The organism is Staphylococcus coagulans (genome assembly GCF_002901995.1).
Lineage (GTDB): Bacteria > Bacillota > Bacilli > Staphylococcales > Staphylococcaceae > Staphylococcus > Staphylococcus coagulans.
The window spans coordinates 1-19,836 of record NZ_PPQN01000002.1; the positions used below are offsets into that span (position 1 = coordinate 1).

Genomic DNA, 19,836 nt, shown 5'->3' on the forward strand with positions numbered 1-19,836 from the left:
ATACAGTCAAGAATAGGGTATAAAGTTAATGATTGTAATATTTTATGTTATGATGATATTAAATAAATGATGATGAGGTGAAATATTTATGTGGAACTTTATTAAGGGCTTATTTAAGTTTATATTTATTTTCACAGCTACAGTGACTGTTGTCTTCGGTGTGGGTGCAGCTGTACTCGCATATGTTTTCAAAAAAGACTTTGAAGATATTGAAAATAAAACAAAAGAGATTGTATCCGATATTGAGTCTAATGTTAACTAAAGTATAACAACTAAACAATTCAATTTTAATGCGTGTCGATAAAGGTCACATTAAGTTGTTTTGAGCTCGTCTTTATACGTTGCTCCAATGTGATTTTTGGTTTACCGGATTAACTTTTACGGGAGGTAGCGACTTTGAAATCAAAATCAAATTTTAGATTTCGGTCCTACCTCTTTTTTATACAGACATTTAGGACACTGAAAGAATAAAGGCTTTGAAAATATTTATTATAAAGGTGATCAGTTTGTATCAAACACATAATGCATTAATTTCATATCAACTTAATGAAGCGACAAACTTTCAATTAGCATTGTTAAATCAACAATTATTAAATGAGCGTTATCAAGAACAACGTTTTCTTGACATGATTCAGGCCGTTTTCCAGACACACTATGAGACAAGCAATATCACAATTGGTGTAAGTGACGATAGACAATTAAGAGAAAATGCATACCAATTTAAACGCTTATTAGAAAAGGACTTGATGCATACGGGATGTTCAGAGTTTGTAATCAGGGTTGTAGAGTGGAAAGAAGATTGTAAAAGTATGAAAAAATTTGAGCGTGCTTTTGTTGAAAATGAGCCAGATGTATGGTTTGTCTTTTCGAAACCGCTTAGTTTTTGTCGATTGCTAAAAAGATTGTATCGAAATCCTCTTTTTGATCCTCGACGTACATATTGCATGAGTAATTTATGTTCAAATCATTTAGTTCAAACATTAGGGTTTAAATATTTTGAAGGTATGAAAGGCATCACATCAATGGGGAAAGTGTGGACAGCTGAAGACGGAGAGTTGCTAATTATACCTTCGTAATGGGACAGCGTATTAAAATTTGATAAAATAGCATTAAGAAATTTGAGAGGGGTACGACATGACAAAAGGATATATTGGTTCTTATACTAAGAAAAATGGAAAGGGCATTTATCGATTTGAGTTAGATGATCAACAAGGTAACATTGACAAAGTTGAAACAGGATATGAATTAAATGCTTCGACGTATTTGACGCAGTATCAAGATATGTTACTCGCCATTACGAAAGACGATCAAAATGCTGGCCTAGCTTCTTTTAAGATTAGTAAAGATGGGAGCTTAGAAAAAAAGAGTACTTGTTTAGAATCTTTTAAAGGCTCTGGTTGTTATGTAGCGGTATCACCAGATGGAAAATATGCTTTTGAAGCTGTTTATGGAGATGGTGTTGCACGTATTTATGAATTAGATGCTGAAAACCACACTATTAAACGTTTAATTAGAGAAATCAGTCATGATTATCCGCACGGGCCAAACGTGGAGCGTCAAGAAAAATCCCATGTGCACTATTTAGATGTCACGCCTGATCATCAATATGTGGTAGCTGTTGATTTAGGTTCGGATTTGTTAGTGACATATCATTATGGTTCCGAAGGCATGGAAGTTGCTTATCGCACACAATTAGAACCTGGTGATGGCCCTAGACATATTGCTTATCATCAAACGGGGCGTTACGCCTATGTAGTTAATGAACTTTCAAATACGGTTGTTGTGATGCAATATGAAGACGGTCGATTCACTGAATTGGAACGTCATTTAACAATTCCTGAAGATTTCTTGCAACCGACTAAATTAGCTGCAGTACATCTTTCACATGATCAACGTTACTTATATATTAGTAACCGTGGACACGATAGTCTTGCTATTTTCAAAGTATTAGCTGAGGGTAGCAAACTTGAGTTGGTTGATATTATCTCAAGTGGCGGTGTATTTCCAAGAGATTTCAATATTACTGCAGATGATGCATATCTCGTTGTGGCACATCAAGAAGAAGACTCTAAAATTGTCGTATTTGAAAGAAATCGAGACACGGGATTGTTGACATTAAAAGATGATCAACAAGTTGCAGAGGAAGGCGTTTGTGTTAAATTTTTAAACGAAACTGACCTCTATTAGCGAATAAAAGCACGATAAGATAAAGAAAAAGCACATGTTGAGAATGGCAAAAATGATGTTGTCATTTTCTCTCATGTGCTTTTATTAATGCGTTTGAAATAGAATATTACTTTTTAAACAACTTTTTAACGTAGCCCAGTTTACCTTTATAAGGTGGGAACAATAACCCGGTCTCCAATTTTGTTGTTTTAAAAATATAAGGTTTTTGATGTGAAAACGTTTCAAATGAATAACGTCCATGATAGCGTCCGATGCCTGATGCACCCACACCACCAAAAGGAAGGTTTGGATTTGCTAATTGAAGTAAAGTATCGTTAATGGCACCGCCGCCAAACGATAATTCAGTAAGTATTCGATTTGTTGTATTTTCGTCTTCGCTAAATAAGTATAACGATAATGGTTTAGGTTTTGATTGAATATATTGAATGGCTTCATCAAGGTTTTGATAAGTCATAATTGGTAAAATCGGACCAAATATTTCCTCAGCCATAATGGCATCTGAAGACACTACATTATCAATAAGAGTCGGTGCAATATAACGGTCGGTCGCGTCCGTTTCACCACCTAAAATAATTTTAGCTTCATGGGTTTGAATCAATTGTGCTAAACGATTAAAATGGCGTCCGTTTACAATACGCCCGAAATCTTCACTCTCACGGGGCGCGCGTCCATAAAACTCACGTATTGTCGTCGTCAAAGCTTTAATAAAATCTGCTTTTACTGTTTCATCAATCAACACATAATCAGGTGCTACACAAGTTTGACCTGCATTTATAAATTTACCAAAACAAATTCGTTCGCTCGCTACTTTTAAGTTGGCGGATTTATCTATAATTGTAGGCGATTTTCCACCAAGTTCTAATGTCACTGGTATAAGCTGTTTTGCGGCCGCTTCATAAACAATTTGGCCAACTTTTGCACTACCGGTAAAAAAGATATGGTCAAAAGGTAATTGTAAAAGTGCTTGAATCGCATCAGCACCACCTTGAACAACGCTGACGTATTCTGGCTCAAAACTTTTAGTGATAATGGTTTCAACGACTTCAGCAACATGAGGTGTGAGTTCTGACGGTTTAACGATAGCGGTATTGCCAGCAGCGATTGCACCAATTAAAGGTTCAAAAACTAATTGAAACGGATAGTTAAAAGGGCCAATAATCAACACGGTACCTAAAGGCTCACTAATGACAAAGCTTTTAGTAGGAAAGAGAAATAAAGGAGTGTCGACAGATTGTTTTTTGGCCCATTTATTTAATGACTTACGTGTATGTTTAATGCTATTCAATGTATAGCCTACTTCAGTTGCGTAAGCTTCTACTTCATTTTTGCCTAGATCCTTCTTTAAAGCCTCTAGTATGGCATCTTCATGTAATTTAATTTGCTTTGATAATTGTTTTAATGCTTTTTTACGATATTTGAGGGGCACGGTGATGCCTGATCGAAAATAGTCTTTCGTCGCATCAAATTGGTTTTGATAGCTGTTCAATGAGATAACTCCTTTCAAATGATATTTAATTAATAAGAGGGAATGCTGCTTAAGTTTGTATGGGATGTATACAATCAAATAAGAATGACACAGCATAACTTGAGTATCAATTTGATGATAACATCGGATACAAAGAAAGGGACCAGAATAGAAATCTGACTACGCGTTTAGATTTCGTATTCTCGGCCCCAAGTTAAAAAGATAAAGTGTTGGTGTACAAAATAAAAATGATATGGACACTTATAAATGGCTAAATCATTTAGATAGAATATACAACCACGCACCTTATGAGTCATCAAGGAAGACTTTTAACAAAGTTCTCCTTACTCAGCTAAAAGCGGTGCAAGAGATTCATCTTTTTCAAATTGACGCGCCACATAACTACAAGATGGAACAATTTTTAAGTTTTCATCTTCGGCTTTTTGAATGACTTCGTTGAATAATTTTTTTGCAACGCCACCGCCACGGAGTGATGGATCTACAAAAGTTTTGTTGACATCGATTGTATTTTCATCAAGATACTTAAATGTAATCTCAGCTTGCGGTGTGTTTTCATTTTCACCAATATAAAACTTGTGATGTCCTGCTTTAATTTGATTTGTCATGCAACCACATCCTATTCATTTGATTTTAAACTTTATGATAAAGCTTCAGTAATCGGTGGAACAATTTGTTTCTTACGTGATACGACACCAGGTAAGAATGCCGTATTGTTGTCGAGAGCAGTGTTGAAAGCTTCTCCGACTTTATCTTTTTCTGCACCAACAACAATAATTTTAGAATTGCTGTTTAAAATATCTGTAATAACAAGAACGAAGATATCATAACCGTTTTCTGCGCTTGCTTTATTCATTGCATTTTCAAGTGCTTCTTGGCGTACGATAACTTCATCGATATCGACAGTATTCACTTGTGCAATACGTACGGTATGTTCACCCATATTGAATGATTTTGCATCTGTATTTAATATGCTATCTTCTGTTTTGTTTGTAGTAGAAGCGCCTGCTTTTAACATGTTTAAGCCATATTCTTCTAAATTTACATCTGCAATTTTTGCTAATGCTTTTGCAGCATTAACATCTTGTTCTGTACATGTTGGTGATTTGAATAATAGGCTATCTGATACAATTGCAGAAACCATTAACCCTGCAATTTCAGGGCGGATTTCATAGTTGCGCTCATTATACATTTTGTATAAAATCGTCGCCGTACAGCCCACAGGTTCAGCGCGGTAATATAATGGACCAGCAGTTTCGAAGTTTGAAATTCTATGGTGATCAATCACGTGATTGATTTTTGCTTTCTCGATTGTTTTAGCACTTTGTTGGAATTCATTGTGATCCACTAAAATAACGTCTTTTCCTGTTAAATCATCTGTCAACAATTCAGGTACTTCTACATTAAAGTAATCTAACGCATATTGGGTTTCAGGCCCTAACTCTCCAATACGGAAGGCTTTGGCCTCTTTATTACCGTGTTGTTGTTCAAAGTCAGCCATGATGATTGCCGAACAAATGGCATCAGTATCTGGGTTTTGATGACCAAAAATATATGTTGTCATTATTCAATCTCCTTATTAATTTACTATATTCATATCTATTTTAGCATGGCAAACAGTAATTATTCTACCGCTGCGCCTAAAGTATCTTTAAAATGTGTTAAAGCCCATTCATGGCCCGTTAAATTAAATGATGCCACACCATTTTTAGGTATAATTAGTTGATAGTTTAAATTATATGCGCTCGCTGCTGTGTGAAGAACACAGATATCTGTACAAACCCCTACAATTTCAAGTGTATCTACATGGCGTTCACGTAATAAGCTATCCAACGGAGTACCATAAAAGGCATCGTAACGTCGTTTATCTATAAAATAGACGTGTGATTCGTCTTTAATTTGGTTATATATTTCTAGTACACGACCATAAAGATCACGTCCATGTGTTCCCTCAATGTTGTGTGGTGGGAAACTTTTTGTCTCAGGATGATAAGGATCATTTTCATAATGTAAATCCATCATAAAGAAAATGTTCTCTTTTGATTGATGGTAAGATTGAATGCGCTCTACGATAAAAGGTTCAATCGCTTGACCCGCTTCACCGCAAGTCAGTTTCCCATCATCAGCCACAAAGTCATAAGAATAATCCACTACAATTAAAGCTTTATTTGACATTAAACATCCTCCTAAAAAGGGTATATAGAAGTTAAACAACATTATTCACAGTATAACTTAATTCAGAAAGGATGGCACGAAAATGATTTTAAACATTTTAGATTTTGGTGCAACAGGAAAAAATAAGTTGCTCGACACGATTGGCATTCAACGTGCTTTAAATATAGGTAAAAAAAAGAATGTGACGGTTTATATCCCTGAAGGTACATACCATATCGCTAAAGCCTTAAAAATATATGAAGGTACAACTTTAATACTTGATGCAGAAGCGGAATTATTAAGGGTAAGTCGAGACGCATTATTAAAAAATGGCTCGAGCCGAAAAAAGTACTATCAATATGATGGTAATAGCCATATTAAGATAGAAGGTGGCACTTTCAATATGAATGGTGTGTACTATCCTTATAATAATACAGCAATGTGCATAGGTCATGCACAAGATATTGAATTAAGCCATATCACTTTTAAAAATATTGTAGGTGGGCATGGTGTGGACGCTTGCGGATTAGATGGTGTGTACATTCATGATTGTAATTTTTTAGGTTTTCATGATGTGAATGGTGACCGTTGGTTCTCGGAAGCAATTCAACTTGATATGTTTGTTGAAGGTGCTTTTCCGAAATTTGGAGTGCATGATGGCACGATTACTAAAAATGTAGTGATTGAGAATTGTTATTTTGGAAATTCGTTCGAGGGGCAAATGCAATCATGGAATCGTGCAATTGGTTCACATGCAAGCCGTTATAATTATTTTTATGAGAACATTGTTATCCAAAATAATATTTTTGACTCAACGCAAGATTATGCGCTCACACCTTTGAAAGGAAAAGATATCTTTATTCATAATAATTTATTTTTAAATTGTAGTGGGGGAATTCGGTATTTAGGTGTCTATAAAGGTCAAGATATGCAAACTTTAGATGGTACTTTTGAAGGAAAGCAAGGGGGAGAAGCGTTTTATGTCATGCACAATCAATTCCTCAATATTTCTGAGAAAGACGCACTGCATATTAGAAGTCATAAAGATGCACCACACAAAAGTGTATACATCATAGGGAATGAATTTTGGGGTGACAAGCAAGCGAATCAAATGACTGCTATTAATGAATTAACAATTGTAGAAAATAGACAGTTATCTCATATCAATCAACGTGATGTTAGTCAACTCATTTTGGATGAACTAGAATGAGCGCATAGAATGAAGCATAGGATGTAAAAGAGAGAGTAGATGATGGCAAAATGAATGACTTGAATTGGAAATGCTGAAGTTATAAGCAAATCCAATTACGTCATTTGATGTGGTATGAAAAGGAAAAAATAAAGAGATTAATTGAACCGACCCAAGTTTTTCAGTTCAAAGTCGAGTGTTTTTAAGATAGTTGTGATTTTATTGACAACTTCATCATTAGGACACTCGGCTTGTACAAAAAAGCGATACATACCAAGCTTAGTTTTTAAAGGTCGAGATTCTACCCATTTTAAGTTGACCTGGAACATCGCAAAAGTATTTAAAATATTTGCAAGAAGTCCTGGTTTGTCTTCAGTAGGTGTAATGACAAGTAACCAATCTTTACCTGACTGGTGCGCCACTTCAGATGCATGTTTGAGGACAAGGAAGCGCGTCATATTATGTGGATAGTCTTCGATATGCGTTTGAAGGGCATGGTAACCATACATTTCTCCGCTTCCAATAGGCGCAATCGCCCCGGTCGTTGCATTGATTTCTTTCAGTGAAGCGACTGTACTCGGCGTATAATCATAATCAAATTGATGCGCATGGATAAATTTTTGCGTTTGACTTATCGCTGGACTAATCGAATAAACTTTAGTAATATCCGCAAGCGATTGCTCAGGTAATCCATATAAAGCAAACGCAATATCTAACAAAATTTCATCCACGACGACAAAGGGATAATCGGTTAATATATCTGCAATGATATTGATTGTTCCTTCTATCGAATTTTCTATTGGGACAATGGCAGTTGCCGTTGTTTCTTTTTGTAGAGAAGTCATGACCTCATATAAATTATCTTTTTCAGCTAAACAGTCGTCTTGTTGTGATTGAGCCATCAATTTGAGTGCGGCTAAATAGGAAAATGTCCCTTTAGGACCTAAATAATAAAGTGTCATGCAATCATTCCCTTACCGATATTTGTACTTTATTGTACACGAATTTAGTGAAATGGACACCCAGATGATGACGATTTTTTATAAAAAAAGTTAGGGACTCTAATCTCATTTTGATAACCATGATGATAATTTGAAGTTAAAGTTGGAGATAATGGGGGTGCTAACCATGACCATTTTCCTGTTACAGTTCGTCCTTGTTGTTGTTCGGCTTGTTCAAATTTTTCAAATTGCTTAGCTGCAGTTAAATGGTCAACCATAGAAACGCCTGCATTTTTAAAAGATTGGTAGACAGCATCATTGATTTCAACTAACACCCGATCTTTATTAAATGAAGTGTTTCGTAAATTAGAAAATCCCATTGCTGTAGCAAATTTTTCTAATAAGTCATAACGGTAACTGTCTGTGAAATTTCTAACTGCAATTTCATTCACCATATACCAACCATTAAATGGCGCAGTTGGATAAGTAATCCCGCCAATTTTTAGATCCATATTTGAAATAATCGGCACCGCATACCATTTTATACCTAACTCAGAAACTTTAGGGAATTGCGCATGACTAATAGGAACCTCTAGGATTAAGTCACTAGGATATTCATAATATTTAATTTTTTGACCCGGTAATTGATACATTAAAGGTAATACATCGAAATCTGTATGTTCACCTGACCATCCAAGATGTTGGGCGAGTTGCGTCATTTCTTTTTCAGAGGGGTCTCCCTTTTCTTCGTAGCCCGCATAACGAATCAATTGATTATTAAATATTTTTGGTCCTTCAACGTCAGATTGCGCATAAATTGTAATATAAGGTTTAATACGGCCATGATTCGTTGCTGTAGAAATGTGCGAGCAAATCGAATCTATAAATGATGCTTCATCTTTAATATGACGCGCGTCTTCAACGATTAAACTCTCCCAAAAAAGACGACCGATACAACGATTTGAGTTACGCCATGCCACACGGGCACCATATGTTAATTCTTCTGAAGTATGTGTATAAGTCCCTGTCTCATTAATGGATAATGCAATTTCCTCTAAACGGCGATCACGCGCTTGTATTGGTAAATTTAATTCTTCATACATTTGTTTTATAAATGCTTGTGCTTCTTTTAACATATGCCCACCTCAATGGATATTATAATGAATTTATATGCCGTCGTGACACGTTTAGCTGAATTGTCACAATTTTGTATCAGTTGAACGTCATTAGTTGATAATATGGTTCTTACTCCCTCACTTTATCATGCTTTTGAATCAGGTTCGAACTTGTCGAACTTTTAATTTGAATACAATACGCCCAATGCCCATATCAAGCAGATTTCCTTAACTATTTAATTAACTATTTAATTAAACCTATTGTATGAGCACGCATCTGACCACGTTCATTAATTAAAGGATGCGAAAGTGATATATTTTTTAATGGATGTCCCAACCGCTTAAACAGACAAAATTCCACAGAATTGCAGTGTCGAATAAAGAATCCCACGATATTGTGTGATATTATAGGTATGATAAAAACGATTGTTAAAGGAGAAGTGGGAGTAACATCATGTATCAATATAAAGATGATAGTTTAATGTTGCACAACGATTTGTATCAAATCAATATGGCAGAGTCTTATTGGTTTGATGGCATTCATGAACGTAAAGCAGTTTTTGATTTATATTTTAGAAATATGCCATTTGGGAGTGGCTATGCTGTTTTTAATGGATTACGTCGTGTCATTGAATTCATAGAAAACTTACATTTTTCTGAATCAGATATTACTTATTTAAAGTCCATTGGTTATCAAGATGACTTTTTGAGCTATTTAAAAGAATTAAGGTTTACGGGTAATATCCGTTCAATGCAAGAGGGTGAACTCTGTTTTAGTAATGAACCCCTCATGCGTATAGAAGCACCTCTCATTCAAGCGCAACTTATTGAAACTGCGCTATTAAATATTATCAATTTCCAAACGTTAATCGCTTCTAAAGCAAGTTTAATTAAACAAGTTGCAGTCGACGATGTTTTAATGGAATTTGGGACTAGACGTGCGCATGAATTTGATGCTGCTGTTTGGGGTGCAAGAGCTGCTATTATTGGCGGTTTTGATTCAACAAGTAATGTTCGTGCAGGAAAATTATTTAATATACCGGTCTCTGGTACACACGCCCATGCATTTGTACAAACTTATGGCGATGAATATACAGCATTCAAGAAATACGCTGAAAGACATAAAAATTGTGTCTTTCTCGTTGATACATTTCATACGTTGAAATCTGGCGTACCGAATGCAATTAGAGTCGCTAAGGAACTCGGTGATCAAATTAACTTTATCGGTATTCGACTGGATTCTGGCGACATTGCTTATTTATCGAAAGAAGCCCGTAAAATGCTCGATGAAGCTGGTTTTAAGGATGCTAAAATAATTGCTTCAAATGACCTCGATGAGCAAACGATTGCCAGTTTAAAAGCTCAAGGTGCTGAAGTAGATTCTTGGGGTGTTGGTACAAAATTAATTACGGGTTACCAACAACCTGCTTTAGGCGCAGTTTATAAAATGGTTGCGGTTGAAGATGCCAATGGTCAACTTGTGGATCGCATCAAATTATCAAACAATGCTGAAAAAGTGACGACGCCAGGCAAAAAGAAAGTTTATCGTATCATTAATACGAAAAACAACAAATCTGAAGGGGATTATATTACTTTAGACAACGAAGACCCAAATCAAGAAGAACGGCTTAAAATGTTTCATCCTATTCATACTTATAAAATGAAGCGTATTAAGCATTTTAAAGCGATTGATTTGCACCATGATATATTTGAAGAAGGGCAACTTGTCTATGACTGCCCGTCAGAATTAGAAGCAAAAGCTTATTTGAAAAACAATTTAAATTATCTATGGGAAGAAAACAAACGCTATTTAAATCCTGAAGAATATCCAGTTGATTTAAGTACGTTATGTTGGGAAAATAAGCAAAAACGTATATTTGAAGTGGCTGAAAATGTTAAGGAGATGGAAGACCGTTATGACTATGAGTAAAATGCAGTCTATCATTGTAGATGAAATGAAGGTGAAACCTGTCATTGATAGTGCTGAAACGATTAAGAAAATTAAACATTTCATAGAACAATATGTGAAATCACACCCTTTTGTGCATACTTTAGTATTAGGAATCTCTGGCGGGCAAGATTCTACATTAACTGGAAAACTTCTTCAACTTGTAGCAGAAGAAATGAGAGCAAACTCTGGAAGAGATATTCAATTTGTTGCAGTGAAACTACCGTATGGTGTTCAAAAAGATGCCGATGAAGTTGAAGATGCGCTCAACTTTATTGCACCTGACCGTATTATCACTGTGAATATTAAGCCAGCTGTTGATCAAAGTGTTGAAACGTTAAAACAAGCTGGTATCGATTTGACTGATTTTCAAAAAGGAAATGAAAAAGCGCGCGAACGTATGAAAGCGCAGTATGCGATTGCTGCGAATTTATCCGGTATTGTCGTCGGTACAGACCACTCTGCTGAAAATATTACTGGCTTTTTTACAAAACATGGTGATGGTGCAGCTGATATTGCACCGCTATTCGGTCTTAATAAACGACAAGGGCGACAGCTATTAGCGTATCTGAACGCTCCAGCACATTTATATGAAAAGCAGCCGACAGCAGATTTAGAAGATGATAAACCACAATTGCCAGATGAAGAGGCACTGGGTGTTACTTATCAAGCTATCGATGATTATTTAGAAGGAAAAACAATTCGTCCCGAAGAAGCGGCTATCATTGAACAACATTATATAAAAAATGCACATAAACGTGAACTGGCTTACACACGCTATACGTGGCCTAAATAAATGTAATGACAAAATAATGTGAACTTGATACAATGAGCTAGATTTTATTATGAAAAGAGGTTGCGTATGAGTGTAATCAATGATAATCCTTGGATGATGCTCATTTCGATATTTGCCATCAACGTCGCATATGTGACAGCATTAACAATGCGAATGATATTAACACTTAAAGGTTATCGTTATATCGCAGCTGTTGTCAGCTTTGTGGAAGTACTTGTTTATGTCATTGGTTTAGGAATGGTGATGTCAAATTTAGATCAATTTCAAAACGTGATTGCTTATGCACTTGGTTTTTCTGTTGGTATTATCGTTGGTATGAAAATCGAAGAAAAGCTGGCACTTGGCTATTCTGTAGTGAATGTGACAACAGCAGATTATGAGTTAGATTTACCAAGACAACTCCGTGATTTAGGTTATGGCGTTACGCATTTTGGTGCACATGGTCGTGATGGCGACCGCTTAGTTATGCAAATTTTAACGCCACGTCGCTATGAATTGAAACTGATGGATACCATTAAACAATTGGATCCAAAAGCATTTATTATTGCGTATGAGCCACGTAATATCCATGGTGGATTTTGGGTTAAAGGTGTTAGAAGTAAAAAAGTAAAGGCGTATGATACAGATGAAATTTAAAGTGGAAGCGGATGAAACGATTCAAGATTGTTTAGCTAGAATGAGGGCAGCTGGCTATATGCCGGTTAAGCGTTTTGAAAAGCCTGTATTTAAAGAAAATGCAAATGGTGAGATCGAAGTATTAAGACAAGAAATAGAATTTACAGGTAAGAAAATGAGTTGAGATGTGATGTCGTCTCGACTCATTTTTTTTGCTGACTATGTGCCTATTTATCTGGAATGAAGTCATAATAAGCTTTTTGAAAGCAAAAGAATCTTTTGATTCACGCCCTAAATCTGAAACATCTGGTGATCTATCTAAGGTTGAAAGCGTACATTTATAATTAGAAAATCTTTATAGTTCGTGAATTAGGTGTTTTAAGCATCAATGTAATGTAAAATTAGCTATGTTTACACTTGATTACGAACGATAAATTTGTTTGAATAGATAATGTACATGATTTTTAGTTCTGATATAATGAAACTAAATTAGAAGATTGGAGTTTATATAAGATGATTGAACGTTATTCAAGAGAAGAAATGGCTCAAATTTGGACTGATCAAAACCGTTATGAAGCATGGTTAGAAGTTGAAATTCTTGCTAGTGAAGCATGGAGCGAACTGGGTTACATTCCAAAAGATGAAGTTAAAAAAATTCGTCAACATGCACGTGTAGATGTTGAAAGAGCAAAAGAAATTGAGCAAGAAACACGCCATGATGTCGTTGCTTTTACAAGACAAGTTTCAGAAACTTTGGGTGAAGAACGCAAATGGGTTCATTATGGTCTAACTTCAACTGACGTGGTTGATACAGCATTAAGCTATCAAATCAAGCAAGCGAATGACATTATCGAAAAGGACTTGGAACATTTTATTGAAATTTTAGCAGCTAAAGCTAAAAAATATAAAACGACTTTGATGATGGGACGTACACACGGCGTTCATGCAGAACCGACTACATTTGGTTTGAAAATGGCGCTATGGTATGCGGAAATGGAGCGCAACTTAGAACGCTTCAAACGTGTAAGAACAGAAATAGAAGTCGGTAAAATGAGTGGTGCAGTCGGTACTTTTGCGAATATCCCACCTGAAATTGAAGCATATGTTTGTAAACATTTAGGAATTGGAACAGCGCCAATCTCTACACAAACATTGCAACGAGATCGTCACGCATACTATATTGCGACATTAAGTTTAATTGCAACTTCTCTTGAAAAATTTGCTGTCGAAGTGCGTAACCTACAAAAAACAGAAACACGTGAGGTTGAAGAATCATTTGCAAAAGGTCAAAAAGGTTCTTCTGCAATGCCGCATAAACGTAATCCAATCGGCTCTGAAAACATCACTGGTATAGCACGTGTCATTCGTGGTTATTTAACGACTGCATACGAAAACGTAGCATTATGGCATGAACGCGATATTTCTCACTCTTCAGCTGAGCGCATTATGTTACCAGATGTTACAATAGCATTGGACTATGCCTTAAATCGTTTTGCAAACATTATTGACCGATTAACAGTATATGAAGAAAATATGACTGCAAACATAAATAAAACATTCGGTTTAATCTACTCACAACGCGTCCTTTTAGCATTAATTGATAAAGGGATGGTTCGTGAAGAAGCTTATGACCTTGTTCAACCAAAAGCGATGGAATCATGGGAAACAAAAACACCATTTAGAGAACTTGTAGAAGCAGATACGCGAATTACTGACAAGTTATCAAAAGAAGCTTTAGATGCTTGCTTTGACCCTAGACATCACCTCAATCAAGTTGATACAATATTTAAAAGAGTCGGCTTAGAGTAAATAGATGGCTCAAAAACGATTTAATTGGTTAAGTAGTGTTAGATTATATAAATAGGGGCTGTTTGCATGCAAATTGAAAAATTACGTGGAAAAGCATTAGATGAGTTGTTTGATGCGATTTTGACATTAGAAACACGAGAAGAATGTTATCAATTTTTCGACGATTTATGTACTGTCAATGAGTTACAATCTTTATCTCAAAGACTTCAAGTTGCCAAAATGATTAAGCAAGGTTATACCTATGCAACAATTGAAAAAGAATCTGGTGCTTCAACAGCTACAATTTCACGTGTGAAGCGCTCTTTACAGTGGGGCAATGATGCCTATACAATGATATTAGAGCGTATGAACATTGAAACAGAAATGTAAAGCACTAAAACACTATATTAATCGTGCTCCTTACAGCATTTCCATTCATGGAAGTTGTAAGGAGTATTTTTAAGTGTGCATCATATTTTGTAGAGAAGCATTCATTCTATTTTTGATAAACGAGATCGTATTGTTCATCGTATACGGTCTCGCTTTTTATGAGTAGTGCCATGAGGATAATGTGCCATTAAGAAGACATATATCAATGAGCTTTTCTCCATTTAAAAAAGGTTCAAAAAATGAATCGAAAAACTATATTGAAAAGGTGATGAACTTTAGATATCAATAGTCAAAAGTGTTATAATATAAGTTACGAAAAATAAAGGAGTCAGGTTCATGTATGATATAAAAGAATGGCGTCACATTTTTAAACTTGATCCAGCGAAAGAAATATCAGATGAAGATTTAGAGATGATTTGTATGTCTAATACAGACGCAATTATGATAGGTGGCACGGACCAAGTGACAGAAGATAATGTCATACATTTGATGAGTCGTGTGCGCCGTTACCCATTACCATTAGCATTAGAAATTTCAAATCTTGAGAGCACGATGCCAGGGTTTGATTTTTATTTTATACCTACTGTTTTGAACAGTAACGATGTAACATTTCATAACGGCTTGCTACATCGTGCCTTAAAGGCATATGGTCATATGATTGATTTTGATGAATTGATTTTTGAGGGTTATGTTGTGTTAAATCCAGATAGTCAAGTGAGTCGACATACGCAAGCATCGGCAAACTTAGATGAAGACGACGTTATTGCGTATGCACAGATGGCTGAAAAACTGTACCGGTTACCTATCCTTTATATCGAATATAGCGGTCAATATGGTGAACCTGAAATGGTACAAGCTGCCAAAGATGAATTAGAGCATACCCAACTCTTTTACGGTGGTGGGATTACCAATTTTGAAAAAGCGAAGGAAATGGCAGCGATTGCAGATACAATTATAGTGGGTAATGTCATCTATGAAGATATTAAAGCAGCTATTAAAACGACTAAAATAAAGGAGAGAACATAATGAATCCACTCGTAAAGAATATGAATAAAGAACAGAGTGAAGCGGTAAGAACGACAGAAGGACCGCTTTTAATTATGGCAGGTGCGGGATCAGGCAAAACACGTGTTTTAACACACCGCATTGCTTATTTACTAGATGAAAAAGATGTATCTCCTTATCACATTTTAGCCATCACATTTACAAATAAAGCAGCAAAAGAAATGAAAGAACGTGTTCAAGCGTTAGTGGGAGAAGCAGCAGAAGTGATTTGGATGTCAACTTTTCACTCGATGTGTGTGCGTATTTTACGCCGAGATGCAGATCGAATAGGGATTGAACGAAATTTTACAATCATTGATCCTACTGATCAAAAATCAGTCATAAAAGATGTGTTGAAGGCGAATAATATTGATCCTAAAAAGTATGAGCCACGTATGTTTATTGGTGCGATTAGCCAATTAAAAAACGAATTAAAAACACCTGCACATGCGATGGAAGAGGCGAATGATTTTTATAGTCGAATGGTCGCTACGGTCTATGAAGGTTATCAAAAGCAACTGATTCGAAATCAAGCGTTAGATTTTGATGATTTAATTATGACAACAATTAAATTATTTGAGCGTGTTCCTGATGTATTAGACTATTATCAAAACAAATTCCAATATATACATGTAGATGAGTATCAAGATACAAATAAAGCGCAATATACTTTAGTGAATTTAATTGCGCAAAAGTTTAAAAATTTATGTGTCGTGGGTGATTCAGATCAATCCATTTATGGTTGGCGTGGTGCAGATATACAAAATATTTTATCATTTGAAGAAGATTACCCAAATGCACGCACAATTTATCTTGAACAAAATTATCGTTCTACTAAAACTATCTTAACTGCAGCTAATGAAGTGATCCGAAACAACACTGAGCGTAAACCTAAAGGCTTGTGGACAGCCAATCAAGAAGGCGAAAAAATTCATTACTACGAAGCGGTAAGTGAAAGAGACGAGACAGAATTTGTCGTCAGAGAGATATTAAAACAACAGAAGAAAGGGAAACATTATAAAGATATCGCAGTTTTATACCGCACAAACGCGCAATCACGTGTGCTTGAAGAAACGTTTATGAAATCTAATGTACCTTATGTCATGGTGGGTGGACAAAAGTTCTATGATCGTAAAGAAATCAAAGATCTTTTAAGTTATTTACGTCTTATCGCAAATAGTGCTGATGATATCAGTTTACAGCGCATTATTAACGTGCCAAAAAGAGGGATTGGCCCATCGTCTGTTGAAAAAATTGCCACTTATGCAGCTCAAAATGATATGAGTATGTTTGAAGCGCTTGCGGAGGTTGATTTTATCGGTTTATCTAAAAAAGTGACTCAAGCTGCTGCAACATTTTATGAACTGATGAGTCATTTAATGAAAGAGCAAGAGTTTCTTGAGATTAGTGAATTAGTTGAAGAAGTGCTTGAAAAATCTGGATATCGTGAAATGTTGGAACGTGAACAAACGTTAGAAGCGAGAAGTCGATTGGAAAACATCGATGAATTTATGTCTGTTCCTCATGATTATGAAGAAAATACACCGTTAGAAGAGCAATCATTAATTAACTTTTTAACAGATTTATCATTGGTTGCAGATGTGGATGAAGCCAACTTAGAAGATGGCGTTACTTTGATGACTATGCACTCAGCGAAAGGATTAGAGTTCCCAGTTGTATTTATTATTGGGATGGAAGAGTCAATATTTCCACATATACGTGCAATCAAAAGTGAAGATGATCATGAAATGGAAGAAGAACGAAGAATCAGTTATGTGGCCATCACGCGAGCTGAAGAAGAGTTGTATTTATCCCATGCTTCATCTCGGACGTTATATGGACGACCACAATCCAATCCTAGATCTCGTTTTTTGAACGAAATCCCAGAATCCCTGTTGAATCTTCCTGAACAACGTCAATCTACAACAATAGGATCACGTAAAAAGCCAGTTAAACGTGGATTTAGCCAGCGTACAGTTCAAAATCGTAACCAATCTGCCGTTTCATCAGATTGGAAAGTAGGGGATAAAGTGACGCACAAAACTTGGGGTGAAGGCATGGTGTCCAACGTAAATAATAAAAATGGTTCGGTTGAATTGGACATTATTTTTAAATCTGAAGGGCCTAAACGTTTGTTAGCACAATTTGCACCGATTTCTAAAAAGGAGGATTAAGGGATGACAGAACTAAAGCAACGTGTTGAAACTTTGCACCGATTGCTACATCAGTATAACTATGAATATCATGTTCAAGATAGCCCAAGTGTCCCTGACAGTGAATATGATAAATTGTTGCATGAGCTTATTGATATTGAAGAAAATCATCCTGAACTAAAAACTTCTGATTCACCTACTGTCAGAGTAGGGGGGCAAGCACAATCATCATTTGAAAAAGTTCGTCATGATACGCCAATGCTGAGCTTATCGAACGCATTTAACGAAACAGACTTAAAAAAGTTTGATCAACGTGTGAGAGATGCTGTCGGAGAAGTGGAATATATGTGCGAGTTGAAAATCGACGGTTTAGCGGTTTCCTTGAAATATGTGAATGGTAAATTTGTTCAAGGATTAACGCGAGGCGACGGTACCACTGGTGAAGACATTACAGAGAATTTAAAAACGATTCAAGCCATTCCCTTAACTTTAAAAAAGAATATCTCTTTTGAAGTTAGAGGGGAAGCTTATATGCCACGAAAATCTTTCCTGAAGCTTAACGATGCTAAATCGGAACGTGGTGAGCAACCATTTGCCAATCCACGAAATGCAGCTGCAGGCTCTTTACGTCAGTTAGATTCAAAATTAGCAGCTGCAAGAAAATTAGATATTTTCTTGTACAGCATCAATGACTTTACAGAATTAGATGCTACGACCCAAAGCGAAGCGCTAGATGAACTGGATACTCTCGGTTTTAAAACAAATCCAGAGCGACGTAAAAAAGGGACAATGCAAGAGGTCATTAATTATATTCATTATTGGACAGAACAGCGTGAGCAGTTAGCTTACGATATCGATGGCATCGTTATCAAAGTTAATAACATTGATTACCAAGAGGAAATGGGCTTTACTCAAAAATCTCCAAGATGGGCGATTGCTTATAAATTTCCGGCTGAAGAAGTCATCACGGACTTATTAGATATTGAGTTGAGTATTGGTCGAACAGGTGTAGTGACACCAACGGCTATTTTAGAGCCAGTACGTGTGGCCGGAACAACTGTTTCAAGAGCCTCTTTGCATAATGAAGATTTAATTCATGAAAAAGATATACGTATCGGTGACAGTGTTGTTGTGAAAAAAGCAGGAGATATTATCCCTGAAGTGGTGCGTGTCATATTGGATAGACGGACAGATGGTGTAGTTAAGTACCATATGCCAACACATTGTCCAAGTTGTGGTCACGAATTGGTGCGCATAGAAGGCGAAGTTGCATTGCGTTGTATTAACCCTAAATGTCAAGCACAACTCGTTGAAGGGTTAATTCATTTTGTATCAAGACAAGCGATGAATATCGATGGTCTTGGTACGAAAATTATTGAGCAACTGTATGAGCAACAACTTATCAAAGACGTAGGTGATATTTTTTATCTGACAAAAGAAGATTTATTGCCATTAGAACGAATGGGTGAAAAGAAAGCGCAAAATTTACTCAATGCGATTGAAAAATCAAAAGAACAGTCGTTAGAACATTTATTGTTTGGTTTAGGTATTCGTCATTTAGGTGTAAAGGCGAGTCAAGTCATCGCAGAAAAATATGAAACGATGGACCGATTATTTAAAGCAACAGAAGCAGAACTTGTTGCAATTTATGATGTGGGTGAAAAATTAGCACAGTCCTTGATTACTTATTTAGAAAATGATGATATTCGTGCGCTCATTGAAAAGTTAAAGGCAAAAGATGTGAACATGACTTTTAAAGGACAAAAACTATCTGAAATCGAGGGTCATCCTGAGTTTGCAGGTAAAACGATTGTTCTCACAGGTAAGTTACAACAAATGACGAGAACGGAAGCTTCTAATTGGTTGAAATTACAAGGTGCAAAAGTTACAAGCAGTGTCACAAAATCAACAGATTTAGTTATTGTAGGTGAAGATGCAGGATCAAAATTAACAAAAGCAGAATCACTTGGTACAATGGTGTGGACGGAACAAGATTTTATAGAGAAACAATCCGAAATTAAAGCGTAAGGAGT

Annotated in this window: 19 protein-coding genes; 13 read left to right on the forward strand and 6 right to left on the reverse strand. The window is 36.0% G+C overall.

Annotated features, from left to right (window positions below; genetic code table 11):
- The first annotated feature begins 88 nt into the window (after positions 1-88).
- The 3 genes from CD118_RS11935 to pglS all read left to right on the forward strand — a co-directional run bounded on the left by CD118_RS11935 (position 89) and on the right by pglS (position 2,187).
- Positions 89-262, forward strand: coding sequence for a hypothetical protein (locus tag CD118_RS11935; RefSeq protein WP_016425549.1), 174 nt, complete (start codon positions 89-91; stop codon positions 260-262).
- A 244-nt stretch (positions 263-506) separates the two neighbouring features.
- On the forward strand, positions 507-1,076 hold the full coding sequence (locus CD118_RS00400; RefSeq protein ID WP_060829662.1) for a hypothetical protein: 570 nt from the start codon (positions 507-509) through the stop codon (positions 1,074-1,076).
- A 58-nt stretch (positions 1,077-1,134) separates the two neighbouring features.
- The gene (gene pglS / locus CD118_RS00405) at positions 1,135-2,187 is read left to right on the forward strand and encodes a 6-phosphogluconolactonase (protein WP_050345407.1); all 1,053 of its coding nucleotides are present in this window, start codon (positions 1,135-1,137) and stop codon (positions 2,185-2,187) included.
- Positions 2,188-2,293: 106 nt separating this feature from the next.
- On the opposite strand, the gene CD118_RS00410 is transcribed toward pglS, so the two are convergent.
- From CD118_RS00410 to CD118_RS00425, 4 genes are all read right to left on the reverse strand, one after another.
- Complete coding sequence (locus CD118_RS00410) at positions 2,294-3,673, reverse strand: aldehyde dehydrogenase (RefSeq protein ID WP_103356063.1); 1,380 nt, start codon at positions 3,671-3,673, stop codon at positions 2,294-2,296.
- Between the two features lie 323 nt (positions 3,674-3,996).
- Positions 3,997-4,278 (reverse strand): GNAT family N-acetyltransferase, encoded by a 282-nt coding sequence (locus CD118_RS00415; RefSeq protein WP_050345408.1) that lies wholly within the window; start codon positions 4,276-4,278, stop codon positions 3,997-3,999.
- A gap of 32 nt (positions 4,279-4,310) precedes the next feature.
- A complete protein-coding gene (locus CD118_RS00420) occupies positions 4,311-5,237 on the reverse strand; it encodes a manganese-dependent inorganic pyrophosphatase (protein WP_206167709.1) in 927 nt (308 codons plus the stop codon).
- Between the two features lie 56 nt (positions 5,238-5,293).
- Entirely contained in the window at positions 5,294-5,845 is a 552-nt protein-coding gene (locus tag CD118_RS00425) for a cysteine hydrolase family protein (protein ID WP_103356065.1), read from the reverse strand.
- An 82-nt stretch (positions 5,846-5,927) separates the two neighbouring features.
- On the opposite strand from CD118_RS00425, the gene CD118_RS00430 reads away from it, so the two are divergent.
- Positions 5,928-7,034 carry a glycosyl hydrolase family 28-related protein gene (locus tag CD118_RS00430; RefSeq protein WP_103356066.1) on the forward strand — a complete coding sequence of 369 codons (1,107 nt, stop codon included), beginning with the start codon at positions 5,928-5,930 and terminating at the stop codon, positions 7,032-7,034.
- Between the two features lie 137 nt (positions 7,035-7,171).
- On the opposite strand, the gene CD118_RS00435 is transcribed toward CD118_RS00430, so the two are convergent.
- Together CD118_RS00435 and CD118_RS00440 are read right to left on the reverse strand one after the other, a co-directional pair.
- Positions 7,172-7,975, reverse strand: a complete 804-nt coding sequence (locus CD118_RS00435) for a prephenate dehydratase (protein WP_103356067.1) — start codon at positions 7,973-7,975, stop codon at positions 7,172-7,174.
- Positions 7,976-8,019: 44 nt separating this feature from the next.
- Entirely contained in the window at positions 8,020-9,090 is a 1,071-nt protein-coding gene (locus CD118_RS00440; RefSeq protein WP_060829666.1) for a nitric oxide synthase oxygenase, read from the reverse strand.
- 433 nt (positions 9,091-9,523) lie between these two features.
- On the opposite strand from CD118_RS00440, the gene CD118_RS00445 reads away from it, so the two are divergent.
- The 9 genes from CD118_RS00445 to ligA all read left to right on the forward strand — a co-directional run bounded on the left by CD118_RS00445 (position 9,524) and on the right by ligA (position 19,831).
- Complete coding sequence (locus CD118_RS00445; RefSeq protein WP_050330522.1) at positions 9,524-10,999, forward strand: nicotinate phosphoribosyltransferase; 1,476 nt, start codon at positions 9,524-9,526, stop codon at positions 10,997-10,999.
- On the forward strand, positions 10,992-11,813 hold the full coding sequence (gene nadE, locus CD118_RS00450) for an ammonia-dependent NAD(+) synthetase (protein ID WP_103356086.1): 822 nt from the start codon (positions 10,992-10,994) through the stop codon (positions 11,811-11,813). Before CD118_RS00445 ends, nadE begins: the two co-directional genes overlap by 8 nt.
- A 66-nt stretch (positions 11,814-11,879) precedes the next feature.
- Positions 11,880-12,449 carry a DUF2179 domain-containing protein gene (locus CD118_RS00455; RefSeq protein WP_016425537.1) on the forward strand — a complete coding sequence of 190 codons (570 nt, stop codon included), beginning with the start codon at positions 11,880-11,882 and terminating at the stop codon, positions 12,447-12,449.
- A complete protein-coding gene (locus CD118_RS00460) occupies positions 12,439-12,612 on the forward strand; it encodes an NETI motif-containing protein (RefSeq protein ID WP_082165719.1) in 174 nt (57 codons plus the stop codon). The genes CD118_RS00455 and CD118_RS00460 overlap by 11 nt, the downstream gene beginning before the upstream one ends.
- Positions 12,613-12,941: 329 nt before the next feature.
- Complete coding sequence (purB, locus tag CD118_RS00465) at positions 12,942-14,237, forward strand: adenylosuccinate lyase (RefSeq protein ID WP_103356068.1); 1,296 nt, start codon at positions 12,942-12,944, stop codon at positions 14,235-14,237.
- A 66-nt stretch (positions 14,238-14,303) separates the two neighbouring features.
- The gene (locus tag CD118_RS00470; protein ID WP_016425534.1) at positions 14,304-14,606 is read left to right on the forward strand and encodes a YerC/YecD family TrpR-related protein; all 303 of its coding nucleotides are present in this window, start codon (positions 14,304-14,306) and stop codon (positions 14,604-14,606) included.
- Positions 14,607-14,942: 336 nt separating this feature from the next.
- A complete protein-coding gene (gene pcrB / locus CD118_RS00475) occupies positions 14,943-15,632 on the forward strand; it encodes a heptaprenylglyceryl phosphate synthase (RefSeq protein ID WP_050330524.1) in 690 nt (229 codons plus the stop codon).
- Positions 15,632-17,824 carry a DNA helicase PcrA gene (pcrA, locus tag CD118_RS00480; protein WP_103356069.1) on the forward strand — a complete coding sequence of 731 codons (2,193 nt, stop codon included), beginning with the start codon at positions 15,632-15,634 and terminating at the stop codon, positions 17,822-17,824. Before pcrB ends, pcrA begins: the two co-directional genes overlap by 1 nt.
- Positions 17,825-17,827: 3 nt before the next feature.
- Complete coding sequence (gene ligA / locus CD118_RS00485) at positions 17,828-19,831, forward strand: NAD-dependent DNA ligase LigA (protein ID WP_050345414.1); 2,004 nt, start codon at positions 17,828-17,830, stop codon at positions 19,829-19,831.
- Positions 19,832-19,836: the final 5 nt, after the last annotated feature.

Excerpts from the sequence above, each read along its gene's own strand:
- CD118_RS00460 (WP_082165719.1), top strand. The coding sequence starts at position 12,439 with ATGAAATTTAAAGTGGAAGCGGATGAAACGATTCAAGATTGTTTAGCT.
- pcrA (WP_103356069.1), top strand. The coding sequence starts at position 15,632 with ATGAATCCACTCGTAAAGAATATGAATAAAGAACAGAGTGAAGCGGTA.
- CD118_RS11935 (WP_016425549.1), top strand. The coding sequence starts at position 89 with ATGTGGAACTTTATTAAGGGCTTATTTAAGTTTATATTTATTTTCACA.
- pglS (WP_050345407.1), top strand. The coding sequence starts at position 1,135 with ATGACAAAAGGATATATTGGTTCTTATACTAAGAAAAATGGAAAGGGC.
- CD118_RS00455 (WP_016425537.1), top strand. The coding sequence starts at position 11,880 with ATGAGTGTAATCAATGATAATCCTTGGATGATGCTCATTTCGATATTT.
- CD118_RS00430 (WP_103356066.1), top strand. The coding sequence starts at position 5,928 with ATGATTTTAAACATTTTAGATTTTGGTGCAACAGGAAAAAATAAGTTG.
- nadE (WP_103356086.1), top strand. The coding sequence starts at position 10,992 with ATGAGTAAAATGCAGTCTATCATTGTAGATGAAATGAAGGTGAAACCT.
- pcrB (WP_050330524.1), top strand. The coding sequence starts at position 14,943 with ATGTATGATATAAAAGAATGGCGTCACATTTTTAAACTTGATCCAGCG.
- CD118_RS00470 (WP_016425534.1), top strand. The coding sequence starts at position 14,304 with ATGCAAATTGAAAAATTACGTGGAAAAGCATTAGATGAGTTGTTTGAT.
- ligA (WP_050345414.1), top strand. The coding sequence starts at position 17,828 with ATGACAGAACTAAAGCAACGTGTTGAAACTTTGCACCGATTGCTACAT.
- CD118_RS00435 (WP_103356067.1), bottom strand. The coding sequence starts at position 7,975 with ATGACACTTTATTATTTAGGTCCTAAAGGGACATTTTCCTATTTAGCC.
- purB (WP_103356068.1), top strand. The coding sequence starts at position 12,942 with ATGATTGAACGTTATTCAAGAGAAGAAATGGCTCAAATTTGGACTGAT.
- CD118_RS00425 (WP_103356065.1), bottom strand. The coding sequence starts at position 5,845 with ATGTCAAATAAAGCTTTAATTGTAGTGGATTATTCTTATGACTTTGTG.
- CD118_RS00440 (WP_060829666.1), bottom strand. The coding sequence starts at position 9,090 with ATGTTAAAAGAAGCACAAGCATTTATAAAACAAATGTATGAAGAATTA.
- CD118_RS00445 (WP_050330522.1), top strand. The coding sequence starts at position 9,524 with ATGTATCAATATAAAGATGATAGTTTAATGTTGCACAACGATTTGTAT.
- CD118_RS00415 (WP_050345408.1), bottom strand. The coding sequence starts at position 4,278 with ATGACAAATCAAATTAAAGCAGGACATCACAAGTTTTATATTGGTGAA.